The sequence below is a fragment of the Methyloceanibacter sp. wino2 genome (assembly GCF_003071365.1).
GTDB lineage: Bacteria > Pseudomonadota > Alphaproteobacteria > Rhizobiales > Methyloligellaceae > Methyloceanibacter.
This window is the reverse complement of record NZ_CP028960.1, coordinates 1,658,344-1,683,421: the sequence shown is the minus strand read 5'-3', so window position 1 is coordinate 1,683,421 and position 25,078 is coordinate 1,658,344. Positions and strand designations below refer to the sequence as shown.

Annotated in this window: 22 protein-coding genes and 1 pseudogene; 9 read left to right on the top strand and 14 right to left on the bottom strand. The window is 64.8% G+C overall.

Annotation, left to right across the window (positions count from 1 at the left end; genetic code table 11):
• Positions 1 to 29 precede the first annotated feature (29 nt).
• The 5 genes and pseudogenes from mnmE to DCY11_RS07780 all read left to right on the top strand — a co-directional run bounded on the left by mnmE (position 30) and on the right by DCY11_RS07780 (position 5,783).
• A complete protein-coding gene (gene mnmE, locus DCY11_RS07800) occupies positions 30 to 1,379 on the top strand; it encodes a tRNA uridine-5-carboxymethylaminomethyl(34) synthesis GTPase MnmE (protein ID WP_108682412.1) in 1,350 nt (449 codons plus the stop codon).
• 149 nt (positions 1,380 to 1,528) lie between these two features.
• Positions 1,529 to 3,411: pseudogene (mnmG, locus tag DCY11_RS07795) on the top strand (tRNA uridine-5-carboxymethylaminomethyl(34) synthesis enzyme MnmG).
• Positions 3,408 to 4,073, top strand: a complete 666-nt coding sequence (gene rsmG / locus DCY11_RS07790) for a 16S rRNA (guanine(527)-N(7))-methyltransferase RsmG (protein WP_108682411.1) — start codon at positions 3,408 to 3,410, stop codon at positions 4,071 to 4,073. Before mnmG ends, rsmG begins: the two are co-directional and overlap by 4 nt.
• Complete coding sequence (locus DCY11_RS07785; RefSeq protein ID WP_108682410.1) at positions 4,070 to 4,873, top strand: ParA family protein; 804 nt, start codon at positions 4,070 to 4,072, stop codon at positions 4,871 to 4,873. The genes rsmG and DCY11_RS07785 overlap by 4 nt, the downstream gene beginning before the upstream one ends.
• 43 nt (positions 4,874 to 4,916) lie before the next feature.
• Positions 4,917 to 5,783, top strand: coding sequence for a ParB/RepB/Spo0J family partition protein (locus DCY11_RS07780; protein WP_108682409.1), 867 nt, complete (start codon positions 4,917 to 4,919; stop codon positions 5,781 to 5,783).
• 37 nt (positions 5,784 to 5,820) lie between these two features.
• Here DCY11_RS07780 and pyrE read toward each other — a convergent pair whose 3' ends face one another.
• The 4 genes from pyrE to leuS all read right to left on the bottom strand — a co-directional run bounded on the left by pyrE (position 5,821) and on the right by leuS (position 10,680).
• Entirely contained in the window at positions 5,821 to 6,408 is a 588-nt protein-coding gene (pyrE, locus tag DCY11_RS07775) for an orotate phosphoribosyltransferase (protein ID WP_108682408.1), read from the bottom strand.
• Between the two features lie 56 nt (positions 6,409 to 6,464).
• Positions 6,465 to 7,466 carry a DNA polymerase III subunit delta gene (gene holA, locus DCY11_RS07770; protein WP_108682407.1) on the bottom strand — a complete coding sequence of 334 codons (1,002 nt, stop codon included), beginning with the start codon at positions 7,464 to 7,466 and terminating at the stop codon, positions 6,465 to 6,467.
• 96 nt (positions 7,467 to 7,562) lie between these two features.
• Entirely contained in the window at positions 7,563 to 8,087 is a 525-nt protein-coding gene (locus DCY11_RS07765) for an LPS assembly lipoprotein LptE (RefSeq protein ID WP_069444001.1), read from the bottom strand.
• Positions 8,074 to 10,680, bottom strand: a complete 2,607-nt coding sequence (gene leuS / locus DCY11_RS07760; RefSeq protein ID WP_108682406.1) for a leucine--tRNA ligase — start codon at positions 10,678 to 10,680, stop codon at positions 8,074 to 8,076. The genes DCY11_RS07765 and leuS overlap by 14 nt, the downstream gene beginning before the upstream one ends.
• A 149-nt stretch (positions 10,681 to 10,829) precedes the next feature.
• Here leuS and DCY11_RS07755 point away from each other — a divergent pair, with 149 nt between their 5' ends.
• Entirely contained in the window at positions 10,830 to 11,525 is a 696-nt protein-coding gene (locus DCY11_RS07755) for a YggS family pyridoxal phosphate-dependent enzyme (RefSeq protein WP_108682405.1), read from the top strand.
• A 10-nt stretch (positions 11,526 to 11,535) separates the two neighbouring features.
• Here DCY11_RS07755 and DCY11_RS07750 read toward each other — a convergent pair whose 3' ends face one another.
• Positions 11,536 to 12,063 carry a L,D-transpeptidase gene (locus DCY11_RS07750; RefSeq protein WP_245409311.1) on the bottom strand — a complete coding sequence of 176 codons (528 nt, stop codon included), beginning with the start codon at positions 12,061 to 12,063 and terminating at the stop codon, positions 11,536 to 11,538.
• Positions 12,064 to 12,210: 147 nt separating this feature from the next.
• Between DCY11_RS07750 and DCY11_RS07745 the strand changes: the two genes are divergently transcribed.
• Positions 12,211 to 12,900: a response regulator transcription factor gene (locus tag DCY11_RS07745; protein ID WP_108682403.1), complete on the top strand. Its 690-nt coding sequence runs from the start codon at positions 12,211 to 12,213 to the stop codon at positions 12,898 to 12,900.
• Between the two features lie 33 nt (positions 12,901 to 12,933).
• Here DCY11_RS07745 and DCY11_RS07740 read toward each other — a convergent pair whose 3' ends face one another.
• The 7 genes from DCY11_RS07740 to tesB form a co-directional block, all read right to left on the bottom strand.
• Entirely contained in the window at positions 12,934 to 13,755 is an 822-nt protein-coding gene (locus DCY11_RS07740) for an exodeoxyribonuclease III (protein ID WP_108682402.1), read from the bottom strand.
• 341 nt (positions 13,756 to 14,096) lie between these two features.
• Positions 14,097 to 14,921 (bottom strand): outer-membrane lipoprotein carrier protein LolA, encoded by an 825-nt coding sequence (locus DCY11_RS07735; RefSeq protein ID WP_108682401.1) that lies wholly within the window; start codon positions 14,919 to 14,921, stop codon positions 14,097 to 14,099.
• 114 nt (positions 14,922 to 15,035) lie between these two features.
• Complete coding sequence (locus tag DCY11_RS07730; protein ID WP_108682400.1) at positions 15,036 to 17,543, bottom strand: DNA translocase FtsK; 2,508 nt, start codon at positions 17,541 to 17,543, stop codon at positions 15,036 to 15,038.
• Positions 17,544 to 17,563: 20 nt separating this feature from the next.
• Positions 17,564 to 18,625, bottom strand: coding sequence for an aminotransferase class I/II-fold pyridoxal phosphate-dependent enzyme (locus DCY11_RS07725; protein WP_245409310.1), 1,062 nt, complete (start codon positions 18,623 to 18,625; stop codon positions 17,564 to 17,566).
• 358 nt (positions 18,626 to 18,983) lie between these two features.
• A complete protein-coding gene (locus tag DCY11_RS07720; protein ID WP_371515044.1) occupies positions 18,984 to 20,168 on the bottom strand; it encodes an ammonium transporter in 1,185 nt (394 codons plus the stop codon).
• A gap of 254 nt (positions 20,169 to 20,422) precedes the next feature.
• Positions 20,423 to 20,761: a P-II family nitrogen regulator gene (locus DCY11_RS07715; protein WP_045363861.1), complete on the bottom strand. Its 339-nt coding sequence runs from the start codon at positions 20,759 to 20,761 to the stop codon at positions 20,423 to 20,425.
• Positions 20,762 to 20,986: 225 nt separating this feature from the next.
• Positions 20,987 to 21,853: an acyl-CoA thioesterase II gene (gene tesB, locus DCY11_RS07705; RefSeq protein WP_108683733.1), complete on the bottom strand. Its 867-nt coding sequence runs from the start codon at positions 21,851 to 21,853 to the stop codon at positions 20,987 to 20,989.
• A gap of 169 nt (positions 21,854 to 22,022) precedes the next feature.
• Here tesB and DCY11_RS07700 point away from each other — a divergent pair, with 169 nt between their 5' ends.
• Both DCY11_RS07700 and gluQRS read left to right on the top strand, forming a co-directional pair.
• Entirely contained in the window at positions 22,023 to 23,270 is a 1,248-nt protein-coding gene (locus DCY11_RS07700) for an FAD-dependent monooxygenase (protein ID WP_108683732.1), read from the top strand.
• 4 nt (positions 23,271 to 23,274) lie between these two features.
• Positions 23,275 to 24,162 carry a tRNA glutamyl-Q(34) synthetase GluQRS gene (gene gluQRS, locus DCY11_RS07695; protein ID WP_108682398.1) on the top strand — a complete coding sequence of 296 codons (888 nt, stop codon included), beginning with the start codon at positions 23,275 to 23,277 and terminating at the stop codon, positions 24,160 to 24,162.
• A gap of 24 nt (positions 24,163 to 24,186) precedes the next feature.
• Here gluQRS and DCY11_RS07690 read toward each other — a convergent pair whose 3' ends face one another.
• Both DCY11_RS07690 and DCY11_RS07685 read right to left on the bottom strand, forming a co-directional pair.
• Positions 24,187 to 24,399, bottom strand: coding sequence for a Trm112 family protein (locus DCY11_RS07690; RefSeq protein ID WP_108682397.1), 213 nt, complete (start codon positions 24,397 to 24,399; stop codon positions 24,187 to 24,189).
• Positions 24,396 to 25,073: an LON peptidase substrate-binding domain-containing protein gene (locus tag DCY11_RS07685; RefSeq protein ID WP_245409309.1), complete on the bottom strand. Its 678-nt coding sequence runs from the start codon at positions 25,071 to 25,073 to the stop codon at positions 24,396 to 24,398. Before DCY11_RS07685 ends, DCY11_RS07690 begins: the two co-directional genes overlap by 4 nt.
• Positions 25,074 to 25,078 lie beyond the last annotated feature (5 nt).

Sequence of the window (25,078 nt, the reverse complement as noted above, 5' to 3'; positions counted from 1 at the left end):
AATTCGATATTCTTTGGGTACGATAGACTATGAAGCATAGCCCCACGCATGACGAGGCCAGGCGGGCGGAAGCGTCGCAGTCCGGCGAGACGATCGTGGCCCTTGCCTCGGGCGCAGGGGTTGCCGCCGTCGCGGTCATTCGGATTTCCGGGCCGCAAACGCGTGCGGTACTGGAGCACCTCATAGGATCGGTGCCCGTTCCACGTGAGGCTGCCTTGCGCCGTATCGGTGGAATCGATCGTGGGCTGGTGCTGTGGTTTCCGGGTCCGGCCAGCTTCACGGGCGAGGACATGGCCGAGCTGCAAGTTCATGGCGGCCGTGCCGTCGTGAAGGCCGTGGTGGAGGCCGCGCTGGCCACAGTGGGTACGCGCCTTGCCGAGCCCGGCGAGTTCGCCCGGCGGGCCTTCGAGAACGGCAAGTTGGATCTCACCGAGGTCGAGGGCCTGGCCGATCTCGTCAGCGCCGAGACCGAGGCGCAGCGGCGTCAGGCTCTGGCCCAGTCCGAAGGCGGGCTTCGGCATCTCTACGAGGGCTGGCGGGCCGAGCTCCTGAAGGCGCAGAGCCTTATGGAGGCGGGCCTGGACTTTTCGGACGAGGCGGACGTGGCCGACGACGCCACGCGGTTGTCCGTGGATGTGGTTCAGGGGCTGCTGCCGCGCATCGAGACTCATCTCGCCGACCAGAGCGGCGAGCGCCTGCGGGACGGGTTCCGCGTGGTCATCGCGGGACCGCCGAACGCCGGCAAGTCGTCCATCCTGAATGCGCTGGCAAAGCGCGACGTCGCGATCGTCTCGGAGGAGGCCGGCACGACACGCGACGTGATCGAGGTGCATCTGGATATCGGCGGCTTGCCGATCATCGTCGCGGACACGGCCGGGCTTCGCGAGGGCGGCGGCGCCGTCGAGAGCGAGGGTATCCGCCGTGCGGTCTCGCGCGCGGAGGCGGCGGACCTGGTGCTTTGGATCGTGGACGGCGCATCGTCGAATCCGGTCCCTGCGCCGGGCTTTGGTGAAGTGCCTGTTCTGACCGTGACCAACAAATCGGATTTGGTCTCGGGTGCGGAGCGTGGCCCCGCATCCGGGCTGACAATCTCGGCCAAGACGGGAGAGGGGCTCGAAGGGCTCGTCGCCGAACTGGGCCGGCGCGCGGGCGAGGGTATCGACGTCCAGGGCGGCGCGCCGATCACGCGAACCCGGCACCGGGTCGAACTTGTGTCAGTTCGGGACGCCCTGAAACGATTTGTTAACCATGGTCTTGATGCGGAGCTCCGGGCGGAGGAGCTTCGGATCGCCGCCCACCATCTGGGGCGTCTCACGGGCCGGATCGACGTGGAAGAAGTGCTGGGCGCCATCTTCTCCGAGTTCTGCATCGGCAAATAGGGCGCAAGGCGCCCGCGCCTGCCGAAATGATTCACGTGAAACGTTGCCGAGCGCCGCGCTCTGAATGATTCACGTGAAACATCCGTCGGGCGCTGCTGAGACGACGGCTCTGCTTTGACGCGGGGGCGTTTCACGACTACTTACCGCCCATGAGCGACGCGCCTACACACAAGACTTTCGATGTCATCGTCATTGGCGGCGGCCACGCCGGCTGCGAAGCCGCGGCTGCGGCCGCGCGGCTTGGTGCGCGCACGGCTTTGGTCACCCACAAAGCGGCGTCCATCGGCGAGATGTCCTGCAATCCGGCCATCGGCGGTTTGGGCAAGGGGCACTTGGTGCGCGAGATCGATGCGCTCGACGGACTGATGGGCCGGGTCGCCGACGCAGCAGGCATTCAGTTCCGCATGCTGAACCGGAGTAAGGGGCCGGCGGTGCAGGGGCCGCGCGCCCAGGCGGACCGCAAGCTTTACCGGCAGGCCATGCAGGCCGCCATCGCGGCCACGGACAATCTTCATGTGATCGAGGCGGGCGCCGAGGACCTCATCGTGGATGGGGACCGCGTGGCGGGCATCGTCACAGGCGACTGCCGCCGGTTTATCGCAGGGGCGGTCGTTCTGACGACCGGGACGTTCCTGCGCGGGCTCATTCATATCGGAGACACGCGCATTCCGGCCGGGCGCATGGGCGAGGCGCCCGCCCTGGGTCTGTCCGAGCGCCTCTACGGCCTCGGGCTCCGCATGGGACGCCTGAAGACGGGGACACCCCCACGCCTCGACGGCAAAAGCATCGATTGGGACCGGTTGCAGGAACAACCCGGCGATACGCCGCCGGTGCCGTTCTCGTTCCTCACGGAGACGATCACGACGCCGCAGGTGCCCTGCCACATCACCTATACGTCTGAAGAGACTCACAGAATCATCGAGGCGAACCTCTCGCGCGCGCCGATGTATTCGGGCGCCATCGAGAGCGTCGGCCCGCGCTACTGCCCCTCCATCGAGGACAAGGTGGTCCGCTTCAAGGACCGGGCGAGCCACCAGATCTTTCTGGAGCCGGAGGGCCTCGACGACGACACGGTCTACCCGAACGGGATTTCGACCTCCCTGCCCGAGGATGTCCAGGATGCGTTCCTGAAGACCATCGCGGGTCTCGAGAACGTTCACGTGAAACGCCCGGGCTATGCGATCGAGTACGACTACGTGGATCCGCGCGAGCTGCATCCGAGCCTCGAGACCAAGGCCGTGGGCGGGCTGTTCCTCGCCGGCCAGATCAACGGCACCACGGGATACGAAGAAGCGGGCGCGCAAGGCCTCATTGCGGGTCTCAATGCCGCGAAGGTCGCGGGGGCGACTTTGATCGCTTCGCCGTGACACGGGCCGACGGCTATCTCGGCGTGATGATCGACGATCTCGTGACGCGCGGCGTCACCGAGCCCTACCGGATGTTCACCTCGCGGGCGGAATACCGGCTCATGCTCCGCGCCGACAACGCGGACCAGCGGCTGACGCCGCTCGGCATCGCCGTGGGCTGTGTGGGCGCCGAGCGGCGCCGGTCTTATGAGGCGAAGGCGGAACGTCTGGCGGTGGGTGCCGAACTCCTCCGCGCCCTGACGCTCACACCGACTGAAGCCGCGAAGGCCGGGCTTACCATCAATCGGGATGGGCGCAAGCGCAGCGCCTTCGATCTCTTAAGCTATCCGGAGATCGATCTGGCGTGTCTCACGCATATTTGGCCGGAGATTGGTGCGCTCGATCTGACCATCGCGAACCAACTCGCGATCGATGCGCGCTACGCGGTCTATATCGCGCGGCAGGAAATGGACGTCGCCGCGTTCCGCAAGGACGAGGCGATCGCAATCCCCGCCGACTTTTCCTACGAGGCGCTTCCGGGGCTATCCAACGAGCTCCGGCAGAAGTTGACCCGGCATCGGCCGGCGAGCCTCGGCCAAGCCGCGCGCCTCGACGGGATGACGCCGGCGGCGCTGATGTTGCTCCTCGCCCATGTGAAAAAAGGCGCACCGGCGAAAAGCGCATGAGTGCGGACACTAAGCGCGGCGCCCTCGCCTCGAGTGCGGAATCGTTCGCCGAAACCTTTAAAGTTTCACATGAAACAATCCACAGGCTAGAGCGCTTTGTGGAGCTCCTGGAGCACTGGCAGAAAACGACGAATCTCGTCGCCCCCTCCACGCTTCCCGACGTCTGGAGCCGCCACCTGGCCGACTCAGCACAGCTTTCAGGGCTTGCACCGAAAGCACGACTCTGGCTCGATCTAGGATCGGGCGGCGGCTTTCCAGGAATGGTCGTCGCCATCCTTCGAACCGGCGATCCGGACTTCCGCATGCATCTCGTTGAATCGAATCACAAAAAATGCGCGTTCCTCGGCCAGGTCGCTCGGGCCGTTGAGGCCCCTGTGGACATTCACGCGATGCGTATTGAACAGTTTGCCGAAAACGCCCAAAGCCTAAGGCTGGACGTGGTCAGCGCCCGCGCGCTCGCGCCGCTGCCCCGTCTCTTGGAGCTTGCAGAGCCGTTTCTGCGAGGTGAAACCCGGGGGCTGTTCCTGAAAGGCCGCGAGACAGAAGCCGAGATCGCCTCCGCCCAAGACCGGTGGAGCTTCGATCATGCGTGCCATCCCAGCATGACCGCAGACGACGCGCGGATTGTCGAGATCACGAACCTGCGCGGGAGGCCCGCATGAGCCGGAACGCCATGCGCGTCATCGCACTCGCCAATCAGAAGGGCGGCGTCGGCAAGACCACCACCGCGATCAATCTCGGCACCGCCCTCGCCGCCGTCGGCGAACGCGTGCTGATCGTCGATCTCGATCCGCAAGGCAATGCCTCCACGGGGCTCGGGATCGAACAGCGCGAACACTCGACCTTCGACGTTCTCACGGGCGACTCCTCGATCCTCGACGCCAAGGTCGCGACGCATGTTCCGCGCCTGTCGATCATCCCGGCGACCATCGATCTGATGTCGTTCGAGCGGGAGGTCGGCGAAAGCAGCGGCAAACACTACCGTCTACGCGATTGCTTCGCCGAGCTTGCGGCCAGCGAGACCGACGATGCCCGCACCACCTATGTGCTGATCGACTGCCCGCCCTCACTCAACCTTCTGACCCTGAATGCCTTGGCGGCGGCAGACGCCGTGCTGGTGCCGCTGCAATGCGAGTTCTTTGCCTTGGAGGGTCTGGCGCAGCTCTTGAGCACCGTCGAGGAGATCCGCGGCCGGCTCAATCCGAAGCTGCGCATCCATGGCGTGGTGCTGACGATGTACGACCAGCGCACCAGCCTGTCGGATCAGGTGGTGCAGGACGTGCGGGATGTCCTCGGCGACAAGGTCTACACGACCGTGATCCCCCGGAACGTGCGCGTGGCCGAGTCGCCGTCGCACGGCAAACCCGTTCTTCTCTACGATTACAAGTGCAGTGGAAGCCAAGCCTATATCCAGCTCGCCTCGGAGGTCATCGAGCGCGAGCGGCGGATCAAGGCGGCATGATGCGGGGGCGGCCCAATGCCGTCCGGAACTGGAGACCAAGAAGATGGCAGTGAGCGCACAGAAGAAGCGATTGGGCCGGAGCCTCGCCTCCCTCATCGGAGACGAGCCGACGGGAGCCCCGCTCGCTTCCGAGGATCAGCGAACCGTGGCTCTATCGGCGCTCAAGGCGAGTTCCTACAACCCGCGGCGCGACTTCCCCGATGCCCAGCTCGATGAGCTCGCGGCGTCCATTCGCGAGCGCGGTCTGGTGCAGCCGCTCGTCGTGCGGCCGAAGGGAACCGACAAATACGAGATCGTCGCCGGCGAGCGCCGCTGGCGCGCGGCCCAGCGGGCCAACCTCCACGAGGTTCCCGTTATCATCCGTACACTGACGGATAAGGAAGCGATCGAGATCGCGATCATCGAGAACGTTCAGCGCGAGGACCTCAACGCCATCGAAGAGGGCGAGGGCTATCAGGCGCTCATGGACGGTCACGACTACACCCAGGAAGACCTGTCCAAGGTCATCGGCAAGAGCCGCAGTCACCTTGCCAATACGCTCCGCCTACTGAAGTTGCCCAAGGCTGTCCGTGACCTTGTCCGCAATGGCGATCTCAGTGCAGGTCACGCCCGCGCGCTGATCGGGCGCGATGATGCCGCGCAGCTTGCCGAGCGTATCGTCAAGGAAGGCCTGACCGTGCGCCAGGTGGAGGCGCTGGCCCAGGAACAAAAGGCCAAGGGCAAGACGAAAGCCAAGGCCGGCAAGGACGCCAATACGCGCGCCGCCGAGACGGAGCTGCACGAGGCGCTGGGCCTGCGTGTCGAGATCAAGAGCGGACGCGGCGAACGCGGCGAGCTGCGCATTCGCTACACGAATTTCGATCAGCTCGAAGACTTGCGCGAACGGCTCATGCGCACACCCGGCCGCTAGCCGCAATCGTCGTTCCTAAATACGACGTATACGGATGTTATGCCGCGTCGGCGCCGAGAAACTCTTCGGCCTTGAATAGAGACTTGAAGGGAACGCCTGCGCCGGCATAGAGCGCCGCCGCGCCTTCGCCACGGTCGAGGATCGAGATGACCAGGGACACCTTGGCGCCGGCGTCCTCGACGACCTTGACCGCATCCATGGCGGAGCCGCCCGTCGTCGTTACGTCTTCGAGAATGACGACCGTCTTCCCTGTGATGTCATTTCCGTCGACGCGCTTCTTGGTGCCGTGGTCCTTGACCGCTTTGCGCACGAAGAAGCCGGGCAGGTAGCGCCCATAGGCGGGAGACTTCATGGCGACAGGCGCGATCAAGGGAACGGCGCCCATCTCGAGCCCGCCGACGGCGTCCGCCTCGATGCCCTCGAGCTCCTGAAGAATAAGCTCGGCCATCAGCGCCGCGCCGTCCGGGTCGAGCATCGCCGGCTTCATATCGAAGTAGTAGGTGCTCTCCTTGCCCGAGGCGAGGACCACCTTCCCGCGCCGGAAGGCCTTCGCCTGCAACAGCATGAAGAGCTTGTTGCGGCGCTCGAACGTCGCGGGGTCCTGTCCGGCAGCCTGGTGCTCCATTGCGCATCCCTCTGTAAGTGAAGTCGCCTACTGAATAAGAACGCGCAGGCGCGGCGTCAAACCTTTGACGCGAGCGCCAACAGAAGCCGTTCGCCAAAGGCCGGCCCAAGGTCAGGCGACCGCCGGGTCCGGCGCACGGCCTCTTGAATCAAGGGCAGGGTGCTCGCCAGCCGCCGGGCGCCCCATTTGCGGCAATGGCTGAGAAACACGTCCCGCTGCTTGTAGTGCAGTGGCGGCCGCAGCTTCTTGGCGCCGTCCTCGATCGTGCCCTTGTGGGTGGCGACGAGGTAGAGCTTGGTGAAATGGCGCGACAAGGCGCCGAGGGCCACGGTGCGGTCCGTGCCCGACGCGGCCAGCCGGTTGAGTTCGCGCAAAGCCTTTGCGGCATCGCCGGCACTCACGGCGTAGACGAAATTGTCGAGGGCGATCTCCGACGCGTCCCCGACGATGGCGGCGACGTCGTCATGAGTGACCTGTTCCGCGCCTTGCGCATAGAGGGCGAGCTTGGCGACCTCGCCCCGCGACAGCGCCTGGTCGGCCCCGAGGCGTCCCATCAGATAGGCCTTGGTCTCACGGTCGATGGACAAATGGCTCTTGGCGAGTTCCGTCTCGATCAGCTCCGATAGGCCCCGCTCGTCCGCATAGCAGGGCAGGGCAGCGGCCTCGGCATGCTTCTCGAACAGCTTCCGTAGCGCCGAATCGGGCCGGAGATTTCCCGCCTCGATGACGAGGGGATTGTCGAAAGGCTCCGAGAACAGGGCCTTGAGCGCGGCGACGTCGAGTTTGGCTCCGGCCTTCGCCCGCACGACCTTGCCGGAGGCGAACATGGATCGCGTCCTGCATTCGACCTCCAGCCGGGCCGGATCCTCCGCGAAGTCCCGGTCGTCCAGGCGGACCACCTCGGCGTCCTTGCCTAGTCTGTCGGCCAGAGTCTTGGCGAGAGCGGCCGCCCGCTCCGACACGAGCCCGGCATCGGGCCCATAGACCAGCATGGCCCGGCACGCGGGATCCGGAGACCGGAGGAATCGTGAAACGGTGGCGGCTTTATAGGCGACCATGGGACCAAGGAATCATGGGCTCAAACTCGGGCTCAAGCCAGCACGGGGCGTGACCGCCCGCAAATCATGAGAACGCCGCCGGGCCGGTGAGGCTGGCTACGTGGTCGCAAGGTAGGCCGCGAGTTGGCTCTTGATGCTTTGCGAGACCGTCTCGGCGGCGCGGTCCTCGGCGTTGTACCGGGCCCGCACATTCGCGAACACTTCCTGGAAGCGCGTGTACGGCGCCCGCGAAACGGCCTTGCCTTCGTGGATGACCTTGCCGGTGGCGATGTCCGTGAGCCTATACGTGGCCTGGAGCTGGTAGACCTGCCCTTGCGCGTTACCGGTCACCTGCACGAGCTGCTGAATGTCGCGCTCTTTCAGGGCAATCTTGAGCTGGTAGCGGGGGGTCGGCGCGGCGCCGCCGCCGGTGTTCGAGAAGATCAGCTCGTTGCGGACCTTCTGCCCGACACGGCCGGGGATCGGCTGCACGTCGACCGCCGACATCGCCTCCGAAAGCCGTGCCCCGGAGGCGGTCGTTGTATTGCTGCCGTACAGCGGCTGGAATCCGCAGCCCGCCAGGCCCAGCCCGGCGATGGCGGCTACCGCGACAACAGCGAATGCGCGACTACGCGACCACATTGACGATCCTCTGTGGTACGACCACGATCTTCCGAATTTCCCGTCCCTCAATGGCGCGCGCGACCGGAGCCAGCGCAAGCGCCGCAGCCTCAATATCTTCTTTCGAGGCGTCGCGCGCAATCGTCAATTCGCCTCGCCTCTTGCCATTCACCTGGACGGCGATTGTGACCGAATCTTCGGTCAACAATGAGGACTCGGCCTCGGGCCAGGCCTGTTCGGCCACAAGGCCTTGATTTCCCATGATTTTCCAGCATTCCTCGGCCAAGTGCGGCACCATGGGCGCTGCCACCCGCACCAGAGCCTCGGCAGCCTCGCGAATCGCGAATTTGACCCCCTCGCTTGGGGCTTCGGCCTGCAGCGCCGAGGAAAGGGTACCGGCCAGCTCGTAGATCTGTGCCACGGCCGAGTTGAATCGCAGCCGCTCGACGGCGCTCGTGACCGCCGCGATGGTCTTGTGGGTCGCCCGGCGCAGGGCAAGCGCGTTGCCGTCCAAGTCCGCCGGACAGGCGGTTCCGGCAGCGGCGCCCTTCTGCGCCGCCTCGCCGGCGAGGCGCCAGATGCGCTGCAGGAACCGGTGGGCGCCGTCGACGCCGCCCGTGGTCCACTCGATGTCGCGCTCGGGTGGGGTATCGGAGAGCATGAACCACCGGGCCGTATCGGCGCCGTAGGTCCCGATGATGCTGTCCGGATCGACGACGTTCTTCTTCGACTTCGACATCGATTCGACGGCGCCGACCGTGACGGGCGCGCCGGTTGAGACGTGTACGGACTTTCCGTCGCGCGTGGCGACGTCTTCCGGGAACAGCCACTTGCCGTCCTCGTCCTTGTAGGTCTCGTGGGTGACCATGCCTTGGGTGAACAGGCCCTGGAAGGGCTCGTCGAGCGCCACGTGTCCGGTCTTGTGCATGGCGCGCGTGAAGAAGCGCGCATAGAGCAGATGCAGAATCGCGTGCTCGACGCCGCCGATATATTGGTCCACGGGCAGCCAATAGCCGACCGCGTTCGTGTCGGTCGGCACGCTGGCCCGCGGCGAACAGAACCGCGCGAAGTACCAGGACGAATCGACGAACGTATCCATGGTGTCGGTCTCGCGCGTCGCCGCGCCGCCGCATTTGGGACAGGACACCTTCTTCCAGGTGGGATGCCGGTCGAGCGGATTGCCGGGCACGTCGAAGGTTACGTCCTCGGGCAGCTTGACGGGCAGATCCTCGTCCGGCACCGGCACGAGCCCGCAGGTCTCGCAATGGATCATGGGGATGGGACAGCCCCAATAGCGCTGGCGGGAGATGCCCCAGTCGCGCAAGCGGAACTGCGTCTTGCGCACCCCCTGCGGTGCCCCGCCGACCTCGCGCGCCTCCAGGCGATCGGCCATGGCGTTCTTGGCATCGACCACGGCCAACCCGTCGAGGAAGCCGGAATTGAACAATGTTCCGTCGCCCGTATAGGCTTCCTCGCCGACCTCGAACGCTTTGGGGTCCGCGCCGGGCGGCAGCACCACGGGCAGTACGGGCAGCCCATAGGCGCGGGCGAATTCCAGGTCGCGCTGATCGTGCGCCGGACAGCCGAAGACGGCGCCGGTGCCGTACTCCATGAGAATGAAGTTGGCGATGTAGACCGGCAGCTCGGCCCCTTCGATCATTGGATGCGCGACGCGCACGCCCGTATCGTAGCCCTTCTTCTCCAGCGTCTCGATTTCCGCCGCGCTCGTGCCGTGCCGCTGGCACTCCTCGACGAAGGCGCGCGCTTCCGGGTTAGAGGAGGCGATGGCCTGCGCAAGCGCATGATCGGGCGCGATGGCCACGAAGGACGCCCCGAACAGCGTATCGGGACGCGTGGTGAAGACCTCGACGGTCTCGAAGCCCTCCGGGCTGCCGCCAGGCGATGTCTCGAACTTGAGGAGCAGACCTTCGGATTTCCCGATCCAGTTCGCCTGCATCAGGCGCACCTTGTCCGGCCAGCGCTCGAGCGTTTCGAGCGCGTCCAACAAATCCTGGGCATAGTCCGTGATCTTGAACACCCATTCGGGCTGCTCGCGTTGCTCCACCAGCGCGCCCGAGCGCCAGCCGCGCCCGTCGATGACCTGCTCGTTGGCGAGCACGGTGTTGTCGACCGGGTCCCAGTTCACCTTGCGCGTCTTGCGGTCGACGAGGCCCGCCGCGAGCATGTCGAGAAAGAGCTTCTGCTGCTGGTGGTAGTATTCCAGATCGCAGGTGGCGATCTCCCGCGACCAGTCCAGCGACAGGCCCATGCTCTTCAGCTGGCCGCGCATGGTCGCGATATTGTCGTAGGTCCACTTGCCCGGATGGACGCCGCGCTCGATGGCGGCGTTCTCGGCCGGCAGGCCGAAGGCGTCCCAGCCCATGGGATGCAGCACGTTGTAGCCGCGCGCGCGCATGAAACGCGCCACCACGTCGCCCATGGTGTAGTTGCGCACGTGGCCCATGTGGATCCGCCCCGAAGGATACGGAAACATCTCGAGCACGTAGTATTTCGGGCGCCCGCCATCCTCCTGCGCCTCGAACAGGCCCCTGTCGTCCCAGGCCTTCTGCCAGTGCTTTTCACGTGCCGGCGCGTCGTAGCGATCCGCGGCCATAGTCACCCCATTCTTTTCTCGATTGCGCGGCAATCGAAACCAAATCGGCAACCGGGTCAAGCGCGCGGTGATGCCGTGCGGCGGCATGACCTGCGCGGGTGCTGGACATGCTGGGTGCTGCCGCTAATGATGGGCGCCGGGAATCCCGCATGAACACAGAAAGCCACTCCGCCGCCGAAATTCCGGCCCGCCTGAACCAGGTTCGGGAGGATATCCGTCTTGCCTGCGAGGGCGCGGATCGCCCGGCCGACGCCGTCGAGTTGGTGGCCGTCAGCAAGACCATGCCCGCCGCCGCAATCGAAGACGCCATCGAGGCGGGCCAGCGCGTCTTCGGCGAGAACCGCGTGCAGGAAGCATTGGGCAAGTGGCCGGCGCTGAAGGAGCTTCACCCCGGCATCGAACTGCATCTCATCGGACCGCTGCAGACGAACAAGGTCAAGGACGCCGTGGCGCTGTTCGATGTCATCCAGACCGTGGACCGGCCGAAGCTTGCGCGGGCCCTCGCCGAGGAAATGGAGCGCACGGGCAAGCGCCCGCGCTGCCTGGTCCAGGTGAATACGGGCGAGGAGCCGCAAAAGGCCGGAGTGGCGCCGGACGACGTTGCCGAATTCGTCGAGCTCTGCCGCGAGACCTTCAACCTGCCGATCGAGGGACTGATGTGCATTCCCCCGGTCGATGAAGAGCCAGCCATGCACTTCGCCTTGCTGGCCAAGCTGGCGGACGAACTCGGCCTCCCCGAACTCAGCATGGGCATGAGCGGCGACTTCGAAACGGCGATCGTTTTCGGGGCGACCCATGTCCGGGTCGGTACGGCAATCTTCGGCGCGCGCGTCCTGCTCGACTAGGCGGCGCCGGCTAGGGCAGCACCAGAAAACGCCCGCCTGGACGCAGCTGGGCGAGCACTGCTTGCAGATCCCGCAGCGAGAAGGCGATGCAGCCCTCTGTCGGCGTGTAGCCTGGCCGGGCGAGGTGACTGAAGATCGCGCTGCCGCGCCCCCGGATTCGCGGCCGGTCGTTGTGTCCCAGAACCAGCACGATGTCGTAGAGCGCGTCCTCGCGCAGCATGGACTCGGTGCTCGGGCCGTAGGGAATGCGGACGTGGCGGTTGTAGTTTCGGTCCGACGGGTCGTCGCACCAGCCGTCGCGCGGGTTGATCGCCTTGAGGGGAAACGGGGTGCGCGGCCGTAAGAGCCGGTCTGCCCGGTAGAACACGCGGCGCACGGGCAGCGGCCCAGTTGGTGTGCCGCCGTCGCCTTCGCGTTTGAGCGGCTTGATGCCGCCTCGGCCGAGTGCCGCCCGGCGGACGCCATGGGCGAGCTGTACCCGCGCCTCCGTCGGCCGTCCGGGCGCGCGGCGGACAATGATGGGCTTGGGCCGTTTCACGCCCGCGGGGCCTCCATTCGCCAATACGCCAGAGAATCGATATACTTGTAGCTTCGCTGCGCCCCCTTAAGAACGTGTACCGAGAAACTGTCCTGCTGGCGACCAGCAACAAGCCCTTGGCAGAAATCAGTCGGGAAGGACCGCCCCATGAGCAATGCGCGCAAGATCCTCATCATCGACGATGACGATGAGCTGCGCGAGTCCTTGAGCGAGCAGCTGTCGCTGCACGAGGAGTTCGAAACAGAACTCGCCTCGACGGCGCAGGACGGACTCAAGCTTGCCCGCAACGGCCATGTGGATCTGGTCCTGCTGGACGTGGGGCTGCCGGATCTCGACGGCCGCGAGGCCTGCAAGCTCCTGCGGCGCGGCGGCTTCAAGGGGCCGATCATCATGCTGACGGGCCAAAGCTCCGATGCCGACACCATTCTGGGTCTCGAGTCGGGCGCGAACGACTATGTCACCAAGCCGTTCCGGCTCGGTGTCCTTCTGGCGCGCATCCGCGCCCAGCTCCGGCAGCACGAGCAGAGTGAGGACGCTGTCTTCACCATCGGGCCGTACACGTTCAAGCCTGCCTCGAAGCTGCTGCTGGAGGCCAATGGCGGGAAGAAGATCCGGCTCACCGAGAAAGAGACGTCGATCCTCAAATATCTCTACCGCGCCGGAGAGCGCGTGGTGACGCGCGACGTCCTGCTGCACGAAGTCTGGGGCTACAACGCCGGGGTCACGACCCACACGCTCGAGACCCACATCTACCGTCTGCGCCAGAAGATCGAGAAGGATCCGTCCCAGGCCGAGCTTCTGATCACCGAGACGGGCGGCTACAAGCTCGTTCCCTGATAGGTCTTTACCGACAAGCGGCCGAGAGCCGCGTCACCCGATCTCGAAATCCGAAATCACCGGCACATGGTCCGACGTGCGCTCCCAGTCGCGCGTCTCTTGCAGGACCCGCATGGCGACAGCCGCGCCCTCCAAGGCCGGCGTCGTCCAGATATGGTCGAGGCGGCGCCCTCGGTTGGAGACGCGCCAGTCGCGGTTGCGGTAGCTCCACCAGGTGAACAGCGATTCCTCCGGCGGCACGTGGCGGCGCATGACGTCGATCCAGTCGTGCGACGCGAGCGCCTTTGCCATCCGTTCGGTCTCGGGCGGCGTGTGGCTGACGACTTTCAGAAGCTGTTTGTGAGACCACACATCCGTCGGCAGCGGCGCCACGTTGAGATCTCCGACCAGGATCATGCGGTTCTTGGCCTTGGTCTTGTGTGCCGCCGACCAAGCCGTCAGGGCATCGAGGAAATCGAGCTTGTGCTGGAACTTGGTGTTGGCCACCGGATCGGGAATGTCGCCCCCGGCGGGTATATAAAAATTATGCAAAGTCAGCGGCTTATGACCGATCAGGCCGTCGTCCAGCACGACGGAGACGTGGCGTGCGTGCCCGTCGCCGCACAGATCCATGCGGTCCATTTTCACGAGGGGAATTTTCGAAACCGTCGCCACGCCGTGGTAGCCCTTCTGGCCGGTCACGGCGATATGCGGAAAGCCCATCGCCTCGAAGGCGGCGCGTGGGAACTGATCCTCCTGGCACTTAATCTCTTGCAGACAGAGCACGTCCGGGTTTTCGGCGCGCACGAAGCGTTGAACGAGATCGAGCCGAAGGCGAACGGAGTTGATATTCCACGTGGCCAGTCTGAAACGCATGATCAGGCTTGCTAATCCGTCACCGGGGCCCGCGCAATGGTAACGGCCGGCTAAGGCGCTGTTTTCTGGGGATGGCGGCCCAACAAGACTCCGGGCAAAGAAAAAGGCGTCCAACCGCTGCGCGGGGTTGGACGCCTAAAGCGCGTTCTTCGCGCGAGCCGGGAGGGAAGCCGGCTCGAGCAGACCACACCTTCGGCTAGACGGGGGGCACTGCCGATGAAAAGCGATGTGGTCCGCTTCTGATCCAGAGATATGCAGTCCCACCGCCGACTTCAAGCTTTGCCACAAGAAAAACTTAATAAGTAGTAAAGAAGATGAAGCTAATGCCGTAAGTCTCTGATTCAGCCACCCATTCTAAATGGGTTGGTCTCTTCCTTAATCTTGAAGAAAGTAGGCGATTTCTTGCGCCCGCGGACGAGACTGTCCACCGTCACGCGTGTGGTCAGGCCTTGCGCGTCCGTGATGGTCCACTCCTGCAGTTCGAGAGTACCGCCGGACTTGAACAAGAGCCGGATATGCCCGGCTGTCCCCTTCTGGTCCTCCAGCGTGATCGCCAGGCTGCCGTTGTCGCGCTCGACGCCGACAATCTTGGCGTCCCGTCCGAGATCGACCGTCTTCCCCAGCAGCAGCCGGAACGGGGTCGACTTGATGGGATATTTCTCGACTGTCTTCAGGCTCGTGTCCTGAATACCGAGCGAGTGACCGTCGGCCACGATGCGCAACGGGCTCGGGGGCGCATAGTCGAAGCGGATCTTTCCGGGACGCAGCACGTAGAAACGACCGTGCGTGCGGTTGTTGCTCGCGTCCGTCTGACTGAAATTGCCCTCAAGGCTCGTCATGCCGTTGAAGTAGGCGTTGATCTTGCTGACCGCCGCGGCTTGCTGCTGCCCGACCAGCGGAGTCGGACCCTTGGCTTGCTCGACCGCAACCTGCCAGCTCCCTCCCTCGTCAACCTTCGGCGGTACAACCTCTTCAACCGGGACCGCGCTCTCGACCGGCAGAACGCTCTGGTCGATGCTTGGACGCAGAGCCTCGGGAGATGCGGGTTGTGGCGCGGGTGTCTTGGTGACGGTTGTCGAGGAGCCCTGAGCATATGCCAGACCCATGGTCAGGCAGAACGCAATCGGCAGACCTGCGGCAGCTCGTGCAGCGCAGCCTTTCGTCATAAATCCCCCATCATCGGAGCCCGCTTGGCGAGGACGTGTGTTCAACGCCTCGGAATAGACGATTCCGCAAAATATGGTCAACTTCTTGGCGGCGACCCGTTTTGTCGCGGGGGTCTAGTAGGGGGAGGCGCCGTCGTCGTTGCCGACGAGGATTTCACGCTTGCCGGCGTGGTTGGCGGGGCCGATCAGGCCTTCCTTCTCCATCCGCTCGATCAGGGTGGCGGCACGGTTGTAGCCGATCCCCAAGCGCCGCTGAATGTAGCTGGTCGAGACCTTCTTGTCGCGGAGCACCACGGCCACGGCCTGATCGTAGAGGTCGTTGCTGCCGTCGCCATACTCGGCCGCGCCGCCATCCTCGTCGTCGCCGGACTCATCGTCCTCGGTGATCGCATCGAGATAGGCAGGCACGCCCTGTTTCTTCAGATGGCGGACGACTTTCTCCACCTCATCATCCGACACGAACGGGCCATGGACGCGGATGATCCGGCCGCCGCCCGCCATGTAGAGCATGTCGCCCTGACCCAGGAGCTGCTCGGCGCCCTGCTCGCCCAGGATCGTGCGGCTGTCGATCTTGGAGGTCACCATGAAGCTGATCCGCGTCGGGAAGTTCGCCTTGATGGTACCGGTGATGACATCCACGCTCGGCCGCTGCGTCGCGGTGATGAGGTGAATACCGGCCGCGCGGGCCATCTGCGCCAGGCGCTGGACTGCCGCCTCGATGTCCTTGCCGGCGACCATCATGAGGTCCGCCATCTCGTCGACGATGACGACGATGTACGGCATCGCCTCATAGTCCATCTCTTCTTGTTCGTAGATGGCCTGCCCGGTTTCGCGATCGAAGCCGGTTTGCACCGTCCGGGTCAGGGTCTCACCCTTGGCCTCGGCTTGTGCGATGCGGGCGTTGTAGCCCTTGATGTCCCGCACACCGAGCTTGGACATGCGCTTGTAGCGCTCCTCCATCTCGCGAACCGTCCATTTCAAGGCGACGACGGCCTTTTTCGGATCGGTCACGACGGGCGCAAGGAGATGCGGAATGCCGTCATAGACCGACAATTCCAGCATCTTCGGGTCGATCATGATGAACTTGCACTGCTCCGGCGACAGTCGATAGAGCAGCGACAGGATCATCGTGTTGATGCCGACGGACTTACCCGAGCCTGTCGTACCGGCGATGAGCAGATGGGGCATCCGCGACAGGTCGGCGACCATGGGTTCGCCGCCGATGGTCTTGCCGAGCGACAACGCGAGCCGCGCATCGGTTTGCTGGAAGTCGGGCGATTCGAACAGTTCACGGAGCATCACCATCTCGCGCCGCTCGTTCGGAAGCTCGATGCCGATGGCATTGCGTCCGGGTACGACGGCGACGCGGGCGGCGATGGCGCTCATGGACCGGGCGATGTCGTCGGCGAGACCGATCACGCGCGACGACTTCGTGCCGGGTGCAGGCTCCAGCTCGTAGAGAGTGACCACGGGCCCCGGGCGCACATTCGTGATTTCGCCCTTCACGCCGAAGTCCTGAAGCACGCCCTCGAGCTCGCGGGCATTCTCCTGCAACGTCTCGTCGCTGATCCCGGCGCCCCGTGCGACGCGCGGCTTGGCCTGCAGCAGCCTCACGGACGGCGGGTCGAATGGTGCACCGCTCGGGCGCGCCGCAACCCGCGTTTGCTTGCGGACCGGTTTGCGCTGCGGCTCCTCGGTGCGTGTGATGCGGTACCCGGGGTCTGCGGGACCGTCCTCATCGTCGTAGGAGTCCTCGGCATAGCGATTGTCGACGAGCGGCGCCGGTCCGAAGGACGGCTCGATGCGGCCGTCGTCGTAGGCGAGCAGCCTCTGCTCCTCCTCCGCGTCTTCCCAGGGCTGGAGATCTGGCTCCAGGTCCTCGTCGGCCTCGAGGTCGTCGTCATCCACGGCCGCGGCGCTCGGCTTGCGGCGGAACAGCCGCCGCACACGCGCGAAACTGTCGATGGACACATGCATCGCAGCGCCGAGCCAGGCGTTGGCCCACTCCTCGGCGGCGCTCGGACGTGGGGCCCACAAGCTGACCAGCTTCGAGACGCTGGTGCCGCTTGCGAAGAACAAGAGCCCGAAGCCGGCGATCATGAACACGAGGCCGGCGACGAAGGACACAGCCGCTTCAGGCAGGAACGGTCCGATGACATGGGCCCCGGCCATGATGAAGTCCCCGAGGATGCCGCCGAGCCCGTTCGGCAGCGGCCAGCTCTTGGGCTGGGGCAGTCCGGCGAAGGCGGCGGCGAGGAGAAGGCCGGCGAAGGGCCACGCCAAGAGGCGATACTTGATCTTGCCGGGAACCGTATTGGTCACGAGATGCCAGCCCCAGGCTGCCAGCGGCAGGAACATGAAGATCGCGGCAAGTCCCAGGGATTGAATCCCGAGATCCGCGATCACGGCGCCCCAATCTCCCAGAAGATTGCGCGGAACGACGGGGGTCGCATTGTTGAGGCTGGGATCGTGGACGGACCAGGTCGCCAGCGCCAGCCACACGGCGCAGGCCCCTGCGATCAGGACAAACCCGTAGGTGCCGAACATCAGGCGCCGCAGGCCATGCGCGACAGCGCTCGGCAGGAGGCGTCGCTTCGGTTCTGATCTGCCTGTTGCTGCCATACCGCTTGCTCGCTGTCCCTCTAGCCCAATGTGGCGACGATCCGCGCAAGGCCGTCGCGCGTTGTCTCCGCGTCGTGCACGAGCGCAAGGCGGACGTAGTCCCGGCCGGGATCGGCCTGGCCGTCTTGCGACTTCGTGAGATAGGTCCCTGGGAGAACTTTGACGCCACATCCTTTCCAAAGGGTTTTCGCGGCCTCTTCGCCGCCCCCGAAATCGGCCATATTCAGCCAAAGAAAAAAGCCGCCTTCCGGCCTGGCATAGCCGTACCGGTCTTGAAGAATGGCCTCTGCGGCCTCGAAATTGGCCCGGTAGACGGCGCGCGCCTGCTCCACATGGGTCTCGTCGGCCCACGCCGCGGCGGAAACGTATTGGATCGGCAAGGGAACCTGGGGGCAGGCAACGTTCCGAAAGCGCCCGAAAGCAGCCAAAAACGCCGGATCACCCGCGATAAATCCCGATCGCAGGCCCGGAAGCCCGGAGCGTTTCGACAGGGACTGGAAGGAAACCACGTTGGCGAGGCTGCCCGTGGTCTCCAGCGCCACCTCCAAGGCGCCTGGGGGCGGCGTATCGGCATAGATCTCCGAATAGCATTCGTCGGCGCAGAGCAGAAAATCGTGGGCCCAGGCGAGGCGAATCGCCTTCTCGAGATAGTCACGAGAGGCCACGGCGCCTTCGGGATTTGACGGCGAGCACAGATAGAGCGCCGCCGTCCGCTGAAGAAGCACCGGATCCAGGCTGTCGAGATCCGGCAGAAATCCTGTATCGGCGCCGGATCTCAGAAAGATGGGCTCGGCGCCCGCAACCGCCGAGGCCGCCGCGTAGACTTGATAGAACGGGTTCGGAATGAGGACGGCCCGGTCGGCGATGTTCGGCTTTCGCGCTAGCGCCGGAAAGATCGCGGAGAAGAGTCCCTCCCGCGAGCCGTTGAGCGGCAGCACATGCCGTTCCGGGTCGGCCACGCCGTCAAGCGCAGGGTAGCGCCGCCCGAGCCACCCGCAGATGGCCTGGCGCAATTCCGGTATGCCGCGAATGGGCGGGTATTTTCCGAACGAGGCAACATGCTCGTCCAGCACGGGCTGCACGAAGGGGGGCAGCGCCGTGTGCGGCTCCCCAGCGAGAACAGAATGGGGTCGGCCCCGGGAGGCGTGTCCTCCAGCAACGCGTTCAGCCGGGCAAACGGCGATTGGATCAGGGCGTCGAGGGCGGTTTCGGCGGCGGCTTTAGAGTTGGTCATCGTGCGCCTGCGTGTAGGCCAAGTCGTGGCTCGCAGCAACGGCGCGGCTTGCAGCCATGCCGCGCTCGGACGTTGCGCGGCTCGACATAAAGAGACCCCGGCATCGAAGTGATGCCGGGGTCCGAGGTGGAGCTAGCTGTCAAGGGAGGAGGAGACCTAGCTCAAATTCTCCAATGTTCTTGTCCCTCTTTGTTTTGCGCGAAGGCTTATTGGACGGTCTCACCATGGAGATTGATGTCCAAGCCCTCGATCTCGACCGGCTCGCTGACCCGGAGACCCACCAGAATGTTGGTGACGATCAGGATCACGAAGGTCGCGATCGCGCACCACACGATGGTGGCGACGATGCCCCAAAGCTGGGTCAGCACCTGGCCGGGGTTGCCCTCGAGCAGGCCGGCCGTACCGCCGATCGCCTCAACGGCGAAGACGCCGGTGAGGATGGCGCCGACGATACCGCCAACGCCGTGGATGCCCCAGACGTCGAGCGAGTCGTCATAGCCAAGAGCCTTCTTCACGGCAGTCGACATGAAGAAGCAGATCACACCGGCGGCAATACCGATCCAGAGTGCGCCCCAACCATCGACGAAGCCGCAAGCCGGGGTAATGGCCACGAGGCCCGCAACGGCACCGGAGATGATACCGAGTACGGACGGCTTCTTGTGGACGAGCCATTCGACGAACATCCAGGCAAGAGCCGCAGCTGCCGTCGCGACTTGCGTCGCAAGCATGGCCATGCCGGCGCCGCCATTGGCACCGAGAGCCGAACCGGCGTTGAAGCCGAACCAGCCAACCCACAGCAGCGAAGCACCGATCACGCTGAGCACCAGGTTATGCGGTGCCATGTTCTCGTTCGGGTAACCCACACGCTTGCCGAGGAAGATACACGCCACGAGAGCGGCAACACCGGCATTGATGTGAACGACCGTACCGCCAGCGAAGTCGAGAACGCCGTCCTCGGAGAGGAAGCCGCCGCCCCAGACCCAGTGCCAGACCGGCACATAGACGATGATCAGCCACAGGCACATGAAGATGCACACGGCGGAGAACTTCATGCGGTCCGCAAAAGCACCCACGATCAGGGCCGGGGTAATGGCCGCGAAGGTGAGCTGGAACATGAAGAACACCGACTCGGGGATCGTGCCGCTCAACGTGTCCGAACCGATACCGGCAAGGAACATTTTGTCGAAGCCGCCGATATACGCGTTCAGTGAACCGCCGTCGGTCGCAGCCAGCGAGTAGCCGACGAAGTACCACAGCAGCGTCATCAAGCAGACGATTGCAAACACCTGCATGAGGACAGCCAGAACGCCCTTCTTACGGACGAGGCCGCCATAGAACAGGGCGAGACCGGGAATGGACATCATCAGCACGATAGCCGTGGCGACGATCATCCAGGCCGTGTCGCCTGTGTCGAGTGTGGCTTCAGGTTCGGCCTCTTCGCCCGCTTCGGCGAGAGGTTCTTCGGCCGGCGGCTCTTCAGCCTGGGCTACCTGAAACTCGGTCATCTGGGCACTTTGAGCAGTGGCCGCCTGAGAGGCGCCCTCAGCAAATGCCGAGTCGGCATGGAACAGCGCTACCAAAAAGAGCGCTGCGACCACGCCGAACATGTATTTGGCAAAGGTCGTCATCTTCAACTTTCCCCCAATCACAGTGCAGATTCGTTGGTTTCGCCGGTGCGAATGCGCACCGTTTGCTCGACGGGAACGACGAAGATCTTGCCATCGCCGATCTGACCGGTCTTCGCGGCCGCGACGATCGCGTCCACGGCGTTGTCGACCATCTTGGCCGGCACCACGACTTCGATCTTGATCTTCGGTAGGAAGTTCACCGCGTACTCGGCGCCACGGTAGATTTCCGTGTGGCCTTTCTGCCGTCCGTATCCCTTGACCTCGGTAACGGTCATGCCTTGCAGTCCAAGCTCTGTGAGGGCTTGGCGCACCTCGTCGAGCTTGAATGGCTTGATGATTGCCATCACCAGCTTCATCTGTTTGAGCCCTCCTAATGTTGACGGCTGTCTGGGCGGATGTTGCCGCAGTTCAGCCGCTGGAACCCGTTGACAGAGTCAAGCTGCGTGCCAAGTCGGCAAATGTGTCCTCAACTCGTTGGTTTTACGGAAATTTTACGATGATGGCCGCGCCCTGCGCATTGGTTGAGCAGCAGCAAGATGCACAGCTATGCAGCAAAACTGACAGGATGCACAGAAAATAGGCTATTTGGACGGCACGCGTTCGCGCACAAGCCCTTCTTGGGCTGTGGAGGCGACGAGGCGCCCATCGCGCGTGAAGAACGTGCCCCGACAGAACGCCCGTGCTGCGCCCGATATCGGGCTGTCTTGAGCGTAGAGAAGCCATTCATCCGCCCGGAAGGGCCGGTGGAACCACAGGGCGTGGTCCAGGCTCGCCAGCATCAGGTTTGGATCGAAAACGAACCGGCCATGGGCGACGAGGGCCGTATCCAGGAGGGTGAAGTCCGAGGCGTAGGCGAGGACACATTGATGTAAGGCCGGGTCGTCGGCCAAGGAGCCGTTCGCCCGAATCCAGATGTACTGGCTCGGGTCGCGCTTCTGCGGCGACAAATAGCGCGATAGATCAACGGGCCGCATCTCGATGGGACGCTCGGCCTGCCAATAGGCCTTGGCCGGAGGCGGCATTCGATCCATCAGCGTCTCGGCGAGGGCGGCCTCGCTCGGGACCTCCTCGGGCGGCGGCACGTCGGGCATAGGCATTTGGTGCTCGAGCCCCTTCTCTTGCCGCTGAAACGACGCCGACATGGAAAAGATCGGGTGGCCGTGCTGAATCGCCACGACGCGCCGGGTCGAGAAGCTCTTGCCATCTCGGAGCCGGTCCACTTCGTAGATGATCGGGACGGCGGGATCGCCAGCGCGCAAAAAATAGGCATGGAGCGAATGGGCACCCCGGTCCTCCACCGTCCGCTGGGCGGCGACAAGGGCCTGACCGATAACCTGGCCGCCGAACACCCGCTGCCAGCCGATCTGGGGACTCAGGCCCCGGTACAGATTGTGCTCCAGGGGTTCAAGGTCGAGGATCGACAGAAGTTGATCGACGGCAGCGCTCATAGGACGGACCTCGTTCGACGGCGTGGGTTGGGGCGACGCGCCCAAGCCCCAGCCCATAGCAGCTTGATTGCGGGTACGAAAAGGCGCTTAGCCCCATCGGGCGCCGTGCCGCTCGCGGTCCGGCACGCAAGATGTGGCGCGGGCGCGCCGGCTCGCCTATAGAAGGCCGGTGTCGCAGAGTGCCAAAGGACAGAGCGGTTTCCACATCGTCGTTGCCGGTGGAGGCTTCGCCGGGGGCGTCCTCGCCTTGGCGCTGGCCCGTCTCGCGCCGAAGACCTGCCACGTGACGCTTGTCGATGCGGCCCCGCCGGACGCGGAGCAGCCGCCGGACGGGCGCGGACTCGCGCTGTCGCCTGCCTCGAAGAACCTCCTCAATGCCGTCGGGCTGTGGTCCCGCCTGGAACCAGGCGCGCAGTCCATGGATGCGATAGAGATCACCGACAGTCCGCTCAATGCGGCCTTGCGGCCTCATCTTCTGGGTTTTGCGGACGAGCTGAAGGATGAGGGGACGAAAGCTTGGCTCGTCGAAGCCGGGGCGCTCCTCGGGGCGATCGCGGACGAGGTGCGCACGGAACCGGCGATCGACCTCATTGCGCCGGATACGGTTCAGACCTTCGAGACCGACGGGTTCGGCGCCACCATACATCTAGCGAGCGGGCGGACCTTGCGGGCGGTGCTGCTGGTTGCGGCTGACGGCAAGAAGTCGAAACTGCGCGAGCGCGCTGGTATCAAATGTATCGGCTGGTCCTACGCGCAGATGGGGATCGTGGCGACCGTCGCCCATGAACGTCCTCACCAGGGCCGCGCGATCCAACACTTCCTCCCCTCGGGTCCCTTTGCCATCCTGCCGCTGAAGGGCAACCGCTCCTCGATCGTCTGGACCGAGGACGCCGACCTCGCGAAGACTCTCGTCGAGGGCGACCCGGACATCTTCCTGGCCGAACTCAGCCGCCGCTTCGGTCACCGCTTGGGGACGATCTCGCTCGAAGGACCCCCGCGCGCTTTTCCGCTCTCGTTCCAGATGGCCCGTGCTTTTGTCGGCGATCGCCTGGCGTTGGTGGGCGACGCGGCCCATGTGGTGCATCCGCTCGCCGGCCAAGGGCTCAATATCGGGCTGCGCGATGTGGCCGCCTTGGTGGAGGCGATCACTGACAGCGCGCGCTTGGGACTCGACATTGGTTCGGCGACGGCGCTCGGGCGTTACCAGCGTTGGCGCCGCTTCGACAGCGCGTTCTCGGGCGCGGCGATGGACGGCATGAACCGGTTGTTCTCGAACGACAGCGCACCCTTAAGGGCGATCCGCGACCTCGGCATGGGGCTAGTCGACCGCGCGCCCGGCCTTAAACGCTTTCTCGTCCGCGAAGCCGCGGGCGCGACAGGCGATGTGCCGCGCCTCCTCCGCGGCGAGGATTTGTAGTGGCATGGCGGGCCAAGAGGCAGCGTCCACGGGTTTCGTGACGCGATTTGCACCCTCGCCGACAGGGCTCCTGCATCTGGGGCACGCCTATTCGGCCCTGACGGCTTGGGAGGCCGCCCAAGCGGCCAATGGGGTGTGTCTCCTTCGCATCGAGGACACGGACACTGGACGTGTTCGCCCCGAATACGAGGCCGCAATCTACGAAGACCTGTCCTGGCTTGGGCTCGCCTGGCCGGAACCCGTGATGCGCCAATCGGAACGGCATGCCGCCTATACGGACGCGCTCGCCCGCCTTAGCGCGCGCGGGCTGACCTATCCGTGCCGCTGCACCCGCGCGGACATCCGCGCTGCGTTCGCCGCGCCGCAGGAAGGCGCCGCGCCCGCAAACAATGCGCCGTCGGTCTATCCGGGTACGTGCCGGGGACGACCCTTGTCCGACGCGGGACCTGAGGATGCGATCCGCCTCGATCTCAATCGCGCGCTCCACCTCGTCCAGGGAGAAACACTAACGTGGCTCGAAACGGGGCCTGCGCACGCAGGCCGGCAGGCGCTGGACTGCGATGCCCTGCGGCGCGAGGTCGGCGATGTCGTGCTGGCGCGCAAGGACATCGGCACGGCCGCCTATCATCTTGGGGTCGTTGTGGACGATGCGGCCCAGGGGGTGACGCATGTCATACGAGGCGCGGACTTGCTGGACGCGACGCCGATCCATCGTCTCCTGCAGGCTCTCCTCGATCTGCCCGTGCCGGTTTGGCACCACCACGCGCTGGTGCGCGACGAGAACGGCAAACGGCTCGCCAAGCGCGACGATGCGCGTGCGATCCGTGCCTATCGAGACTCGGGAATGACGCCGGCGGAGGTCCGGGATTTGTGCCGCGCCCAGACAGTGTGAGGTTCGGCGGTTCGGCGCGAACGCCTAGCTCTGGTCGAGCTCGCGCGCTTCTTCAGGCAGCATGACGGGAATGCCGTCACGAATGGGGTAGGCGAGCCCCGCCGCGCGGCTGATCAATTCCTGCCGCTGCGCATCGTAGTCCAATGACGTTTTCGTCAGGGGGCAGACTAAAATTTCCAGGAGCCGTGGATCGACGCTCCCGCTTTCCGTGCTCGGTGTCTTGCTGGGATCGGTCATTGCAGCGAAGTCCCTGAACTGTCGTCGCGCGAGGCCAATTCCATTTCCGCCAAGGCGACCAAAGCCTCGGCGCGCTCTTTAAGGCTGGCCGCCTCGAGCAGCGCCTGCTTCTCTTCCGGCCCGTAAGGCGACAGGATCGAGAGTGTGTTGACGAGCTGCTCGTTCGCCGCCTCGTTGATCCGCTCCCAATCCGCGTTCAGACCGTTGGCCTCGAGGTAGCGCCTGAGAGTCGCGAGCAGGCGCACGCGATCCACATCCTCCTCGCCGAGGTCACTGATAAAGTCATCCGTATACGGCTTGAAGTCTGCGGCAAACAGTCTGAACGGCGTGTCGGAGGTCGCTTCATCGCCAACCAGGAAGCGCGAAATGCCTGTCAACGAAATGACCAGCGGCCCATCGTCGGTCTCGTTGAAGCTCGTAATACGTCCCACGCAGCCGACGGGGCGGATCGGGAAGGACTTTCCTTGCGGCGACTCCGCCGAGCCCGTGCTGCCGCCGGGCTGCACCACGCCGATGAGGCGCTCATTGGCCAAGGCATAATCCACAAGCGCGAGGTAGCGCGGTTCGAACACGTTGAGCGTGAGCGAGGCGCGGGGAAGCAGGATCGAGCCGCGCAGGGGAAACACCGGCAAGACCGTGGGTAGATCTCCGGGATTGTCATAGGAGTTGTTCATGGAAC

Bases quoted from the DNA above. Each gene is read 5' to 3' on its own strand.
- mnmE (WP_108682412.1), top strand. From the start codon at position 30: ATGAAGCATAGCCCCACGCATGACGAGGCCAGGCGGGCGGAAGCGTCG.
- rsmG (WP_108682411.1), top strand. From the start codon at position 3,408: ATGAGTGCGGACACTAAGCGCGGCGCCCTCGCCTCGAGTGCGGAATCG.
- DCY11_RS07785 (WP_108682410.1), top strand. From the start codon at position 4,070: ATGAGCCGGAACGCCATGCGCGTCATCGCACTCGCCAATCAGAAGGGC.
- DCY11_RS07780 (WP_108682409.1), top strand. From the start codon at position 4,917: ATGGCAGTGAGCGCACAGAAGAAGCGATTGGGCCGGAGCCTCGCCTCC.
- pyrE (WP_108682408.1), bottom strand. From the start codon at position 6,408: ATGGAGCACCAGGCTGCCGGACAGGACCCCGCGACGTTCGAGCGCCGC.
- holA (WP_108682407.1), bottom strand. From the start codon at position 7,466: ATGGTCGCCTATAAAGCCGCCACCGTTTCACGATTCCTCCGGTCTCCG.
- DCY11_RS07765 (WP_069444001.1), bottom strand. From the start codon at position 8,087: ATGTGGTCGCGTAGTCGCGCATTCGCTGTTGTCGCGGTAGCCGCCATC.
- leuS (WP_108682406.1), bottom strand. From the start codon at position 10,680: ATGGCCGCGGATCGCTACGACGCGCCGGCACGTGAAAAGCACTGGCAG.
- DCY11_RS07755 (WP_108682405.1), top strand. From the start codon at position 10,830: ATGAACACAGAAAGCCACTCCGCCGCCGAAATTCCGGCCCGCCTGAAC.
- DCY11_RS07745 (WP_108682403.1), top strand. From the start codon at position 12,211: ATGAGCAATGCGCGCAAGATCCTCATCATCGACGATGACGATGAGCTG.
- DCY11_RS07740 (WP_108682402.1), bottom strand. From the start codon at position 13,755: ATGCGTTTCAGACTGGCCACGTGGAATATCAACTCCGTTCGCCTTCGG.
- DCY11_RS07735 (WP_108682401.1), bottom strand. From the start codon at position 14,921: ATGACGAAAGGCTGCGCTGCACGAGCTGCCGCAGGTCTGCCGATTGCG.
- DCY11_RS07730 (WP_108682400.1), bottom strand. From the start codon at position 17,543: ATGGCAGCAACAGGCAGATCAGAACCGAAGCGACGCCTCCTGCCGAGC.
- DCY11_RS07720 (WP_371515044.1), bottom strand. From the start codon at position 20,168: ATGATCGTCGCCACGGCTATCGTGCTGATGATGTCCATTCCCGGTCTC.
- DCY11_RS07715 (WP_045363861.1), bottom strand. From the start codon at position 20,761: ATGAAGCTGGTGATGGCAATCATCAAGCCATTCAAGCTCGACGAGGTG.
- tesB (WP_108683733.1), bottom strand. From the start codon at position 21,853: ATGAGCGCTGCCGTCGATCAACTTCTGTCGATCCTCGACCTTGAACCC.
- gluQRS (WP_108682398.1), top strand. From the start codon at position 23,275: ATGGCGGGCCAAGAGGCAGCGTCCACGGGTTTCGTGACGCGATTTGCA.
- DCY11_RS07690 (WP_108682397.1), bottom strand. From the start codon at position 24,399: ATGACCGATCCCAGCAAGACACCGAGCACGGAAAGCGGGAGCGTCGAT.
- DCY11_RS07685 (WP_245409309.1), bottom strand. From the start codon at position 25,073: ATGAACAACTCCTATGACAATCCCGGAGATCTACCCACGGTCTTGCCG.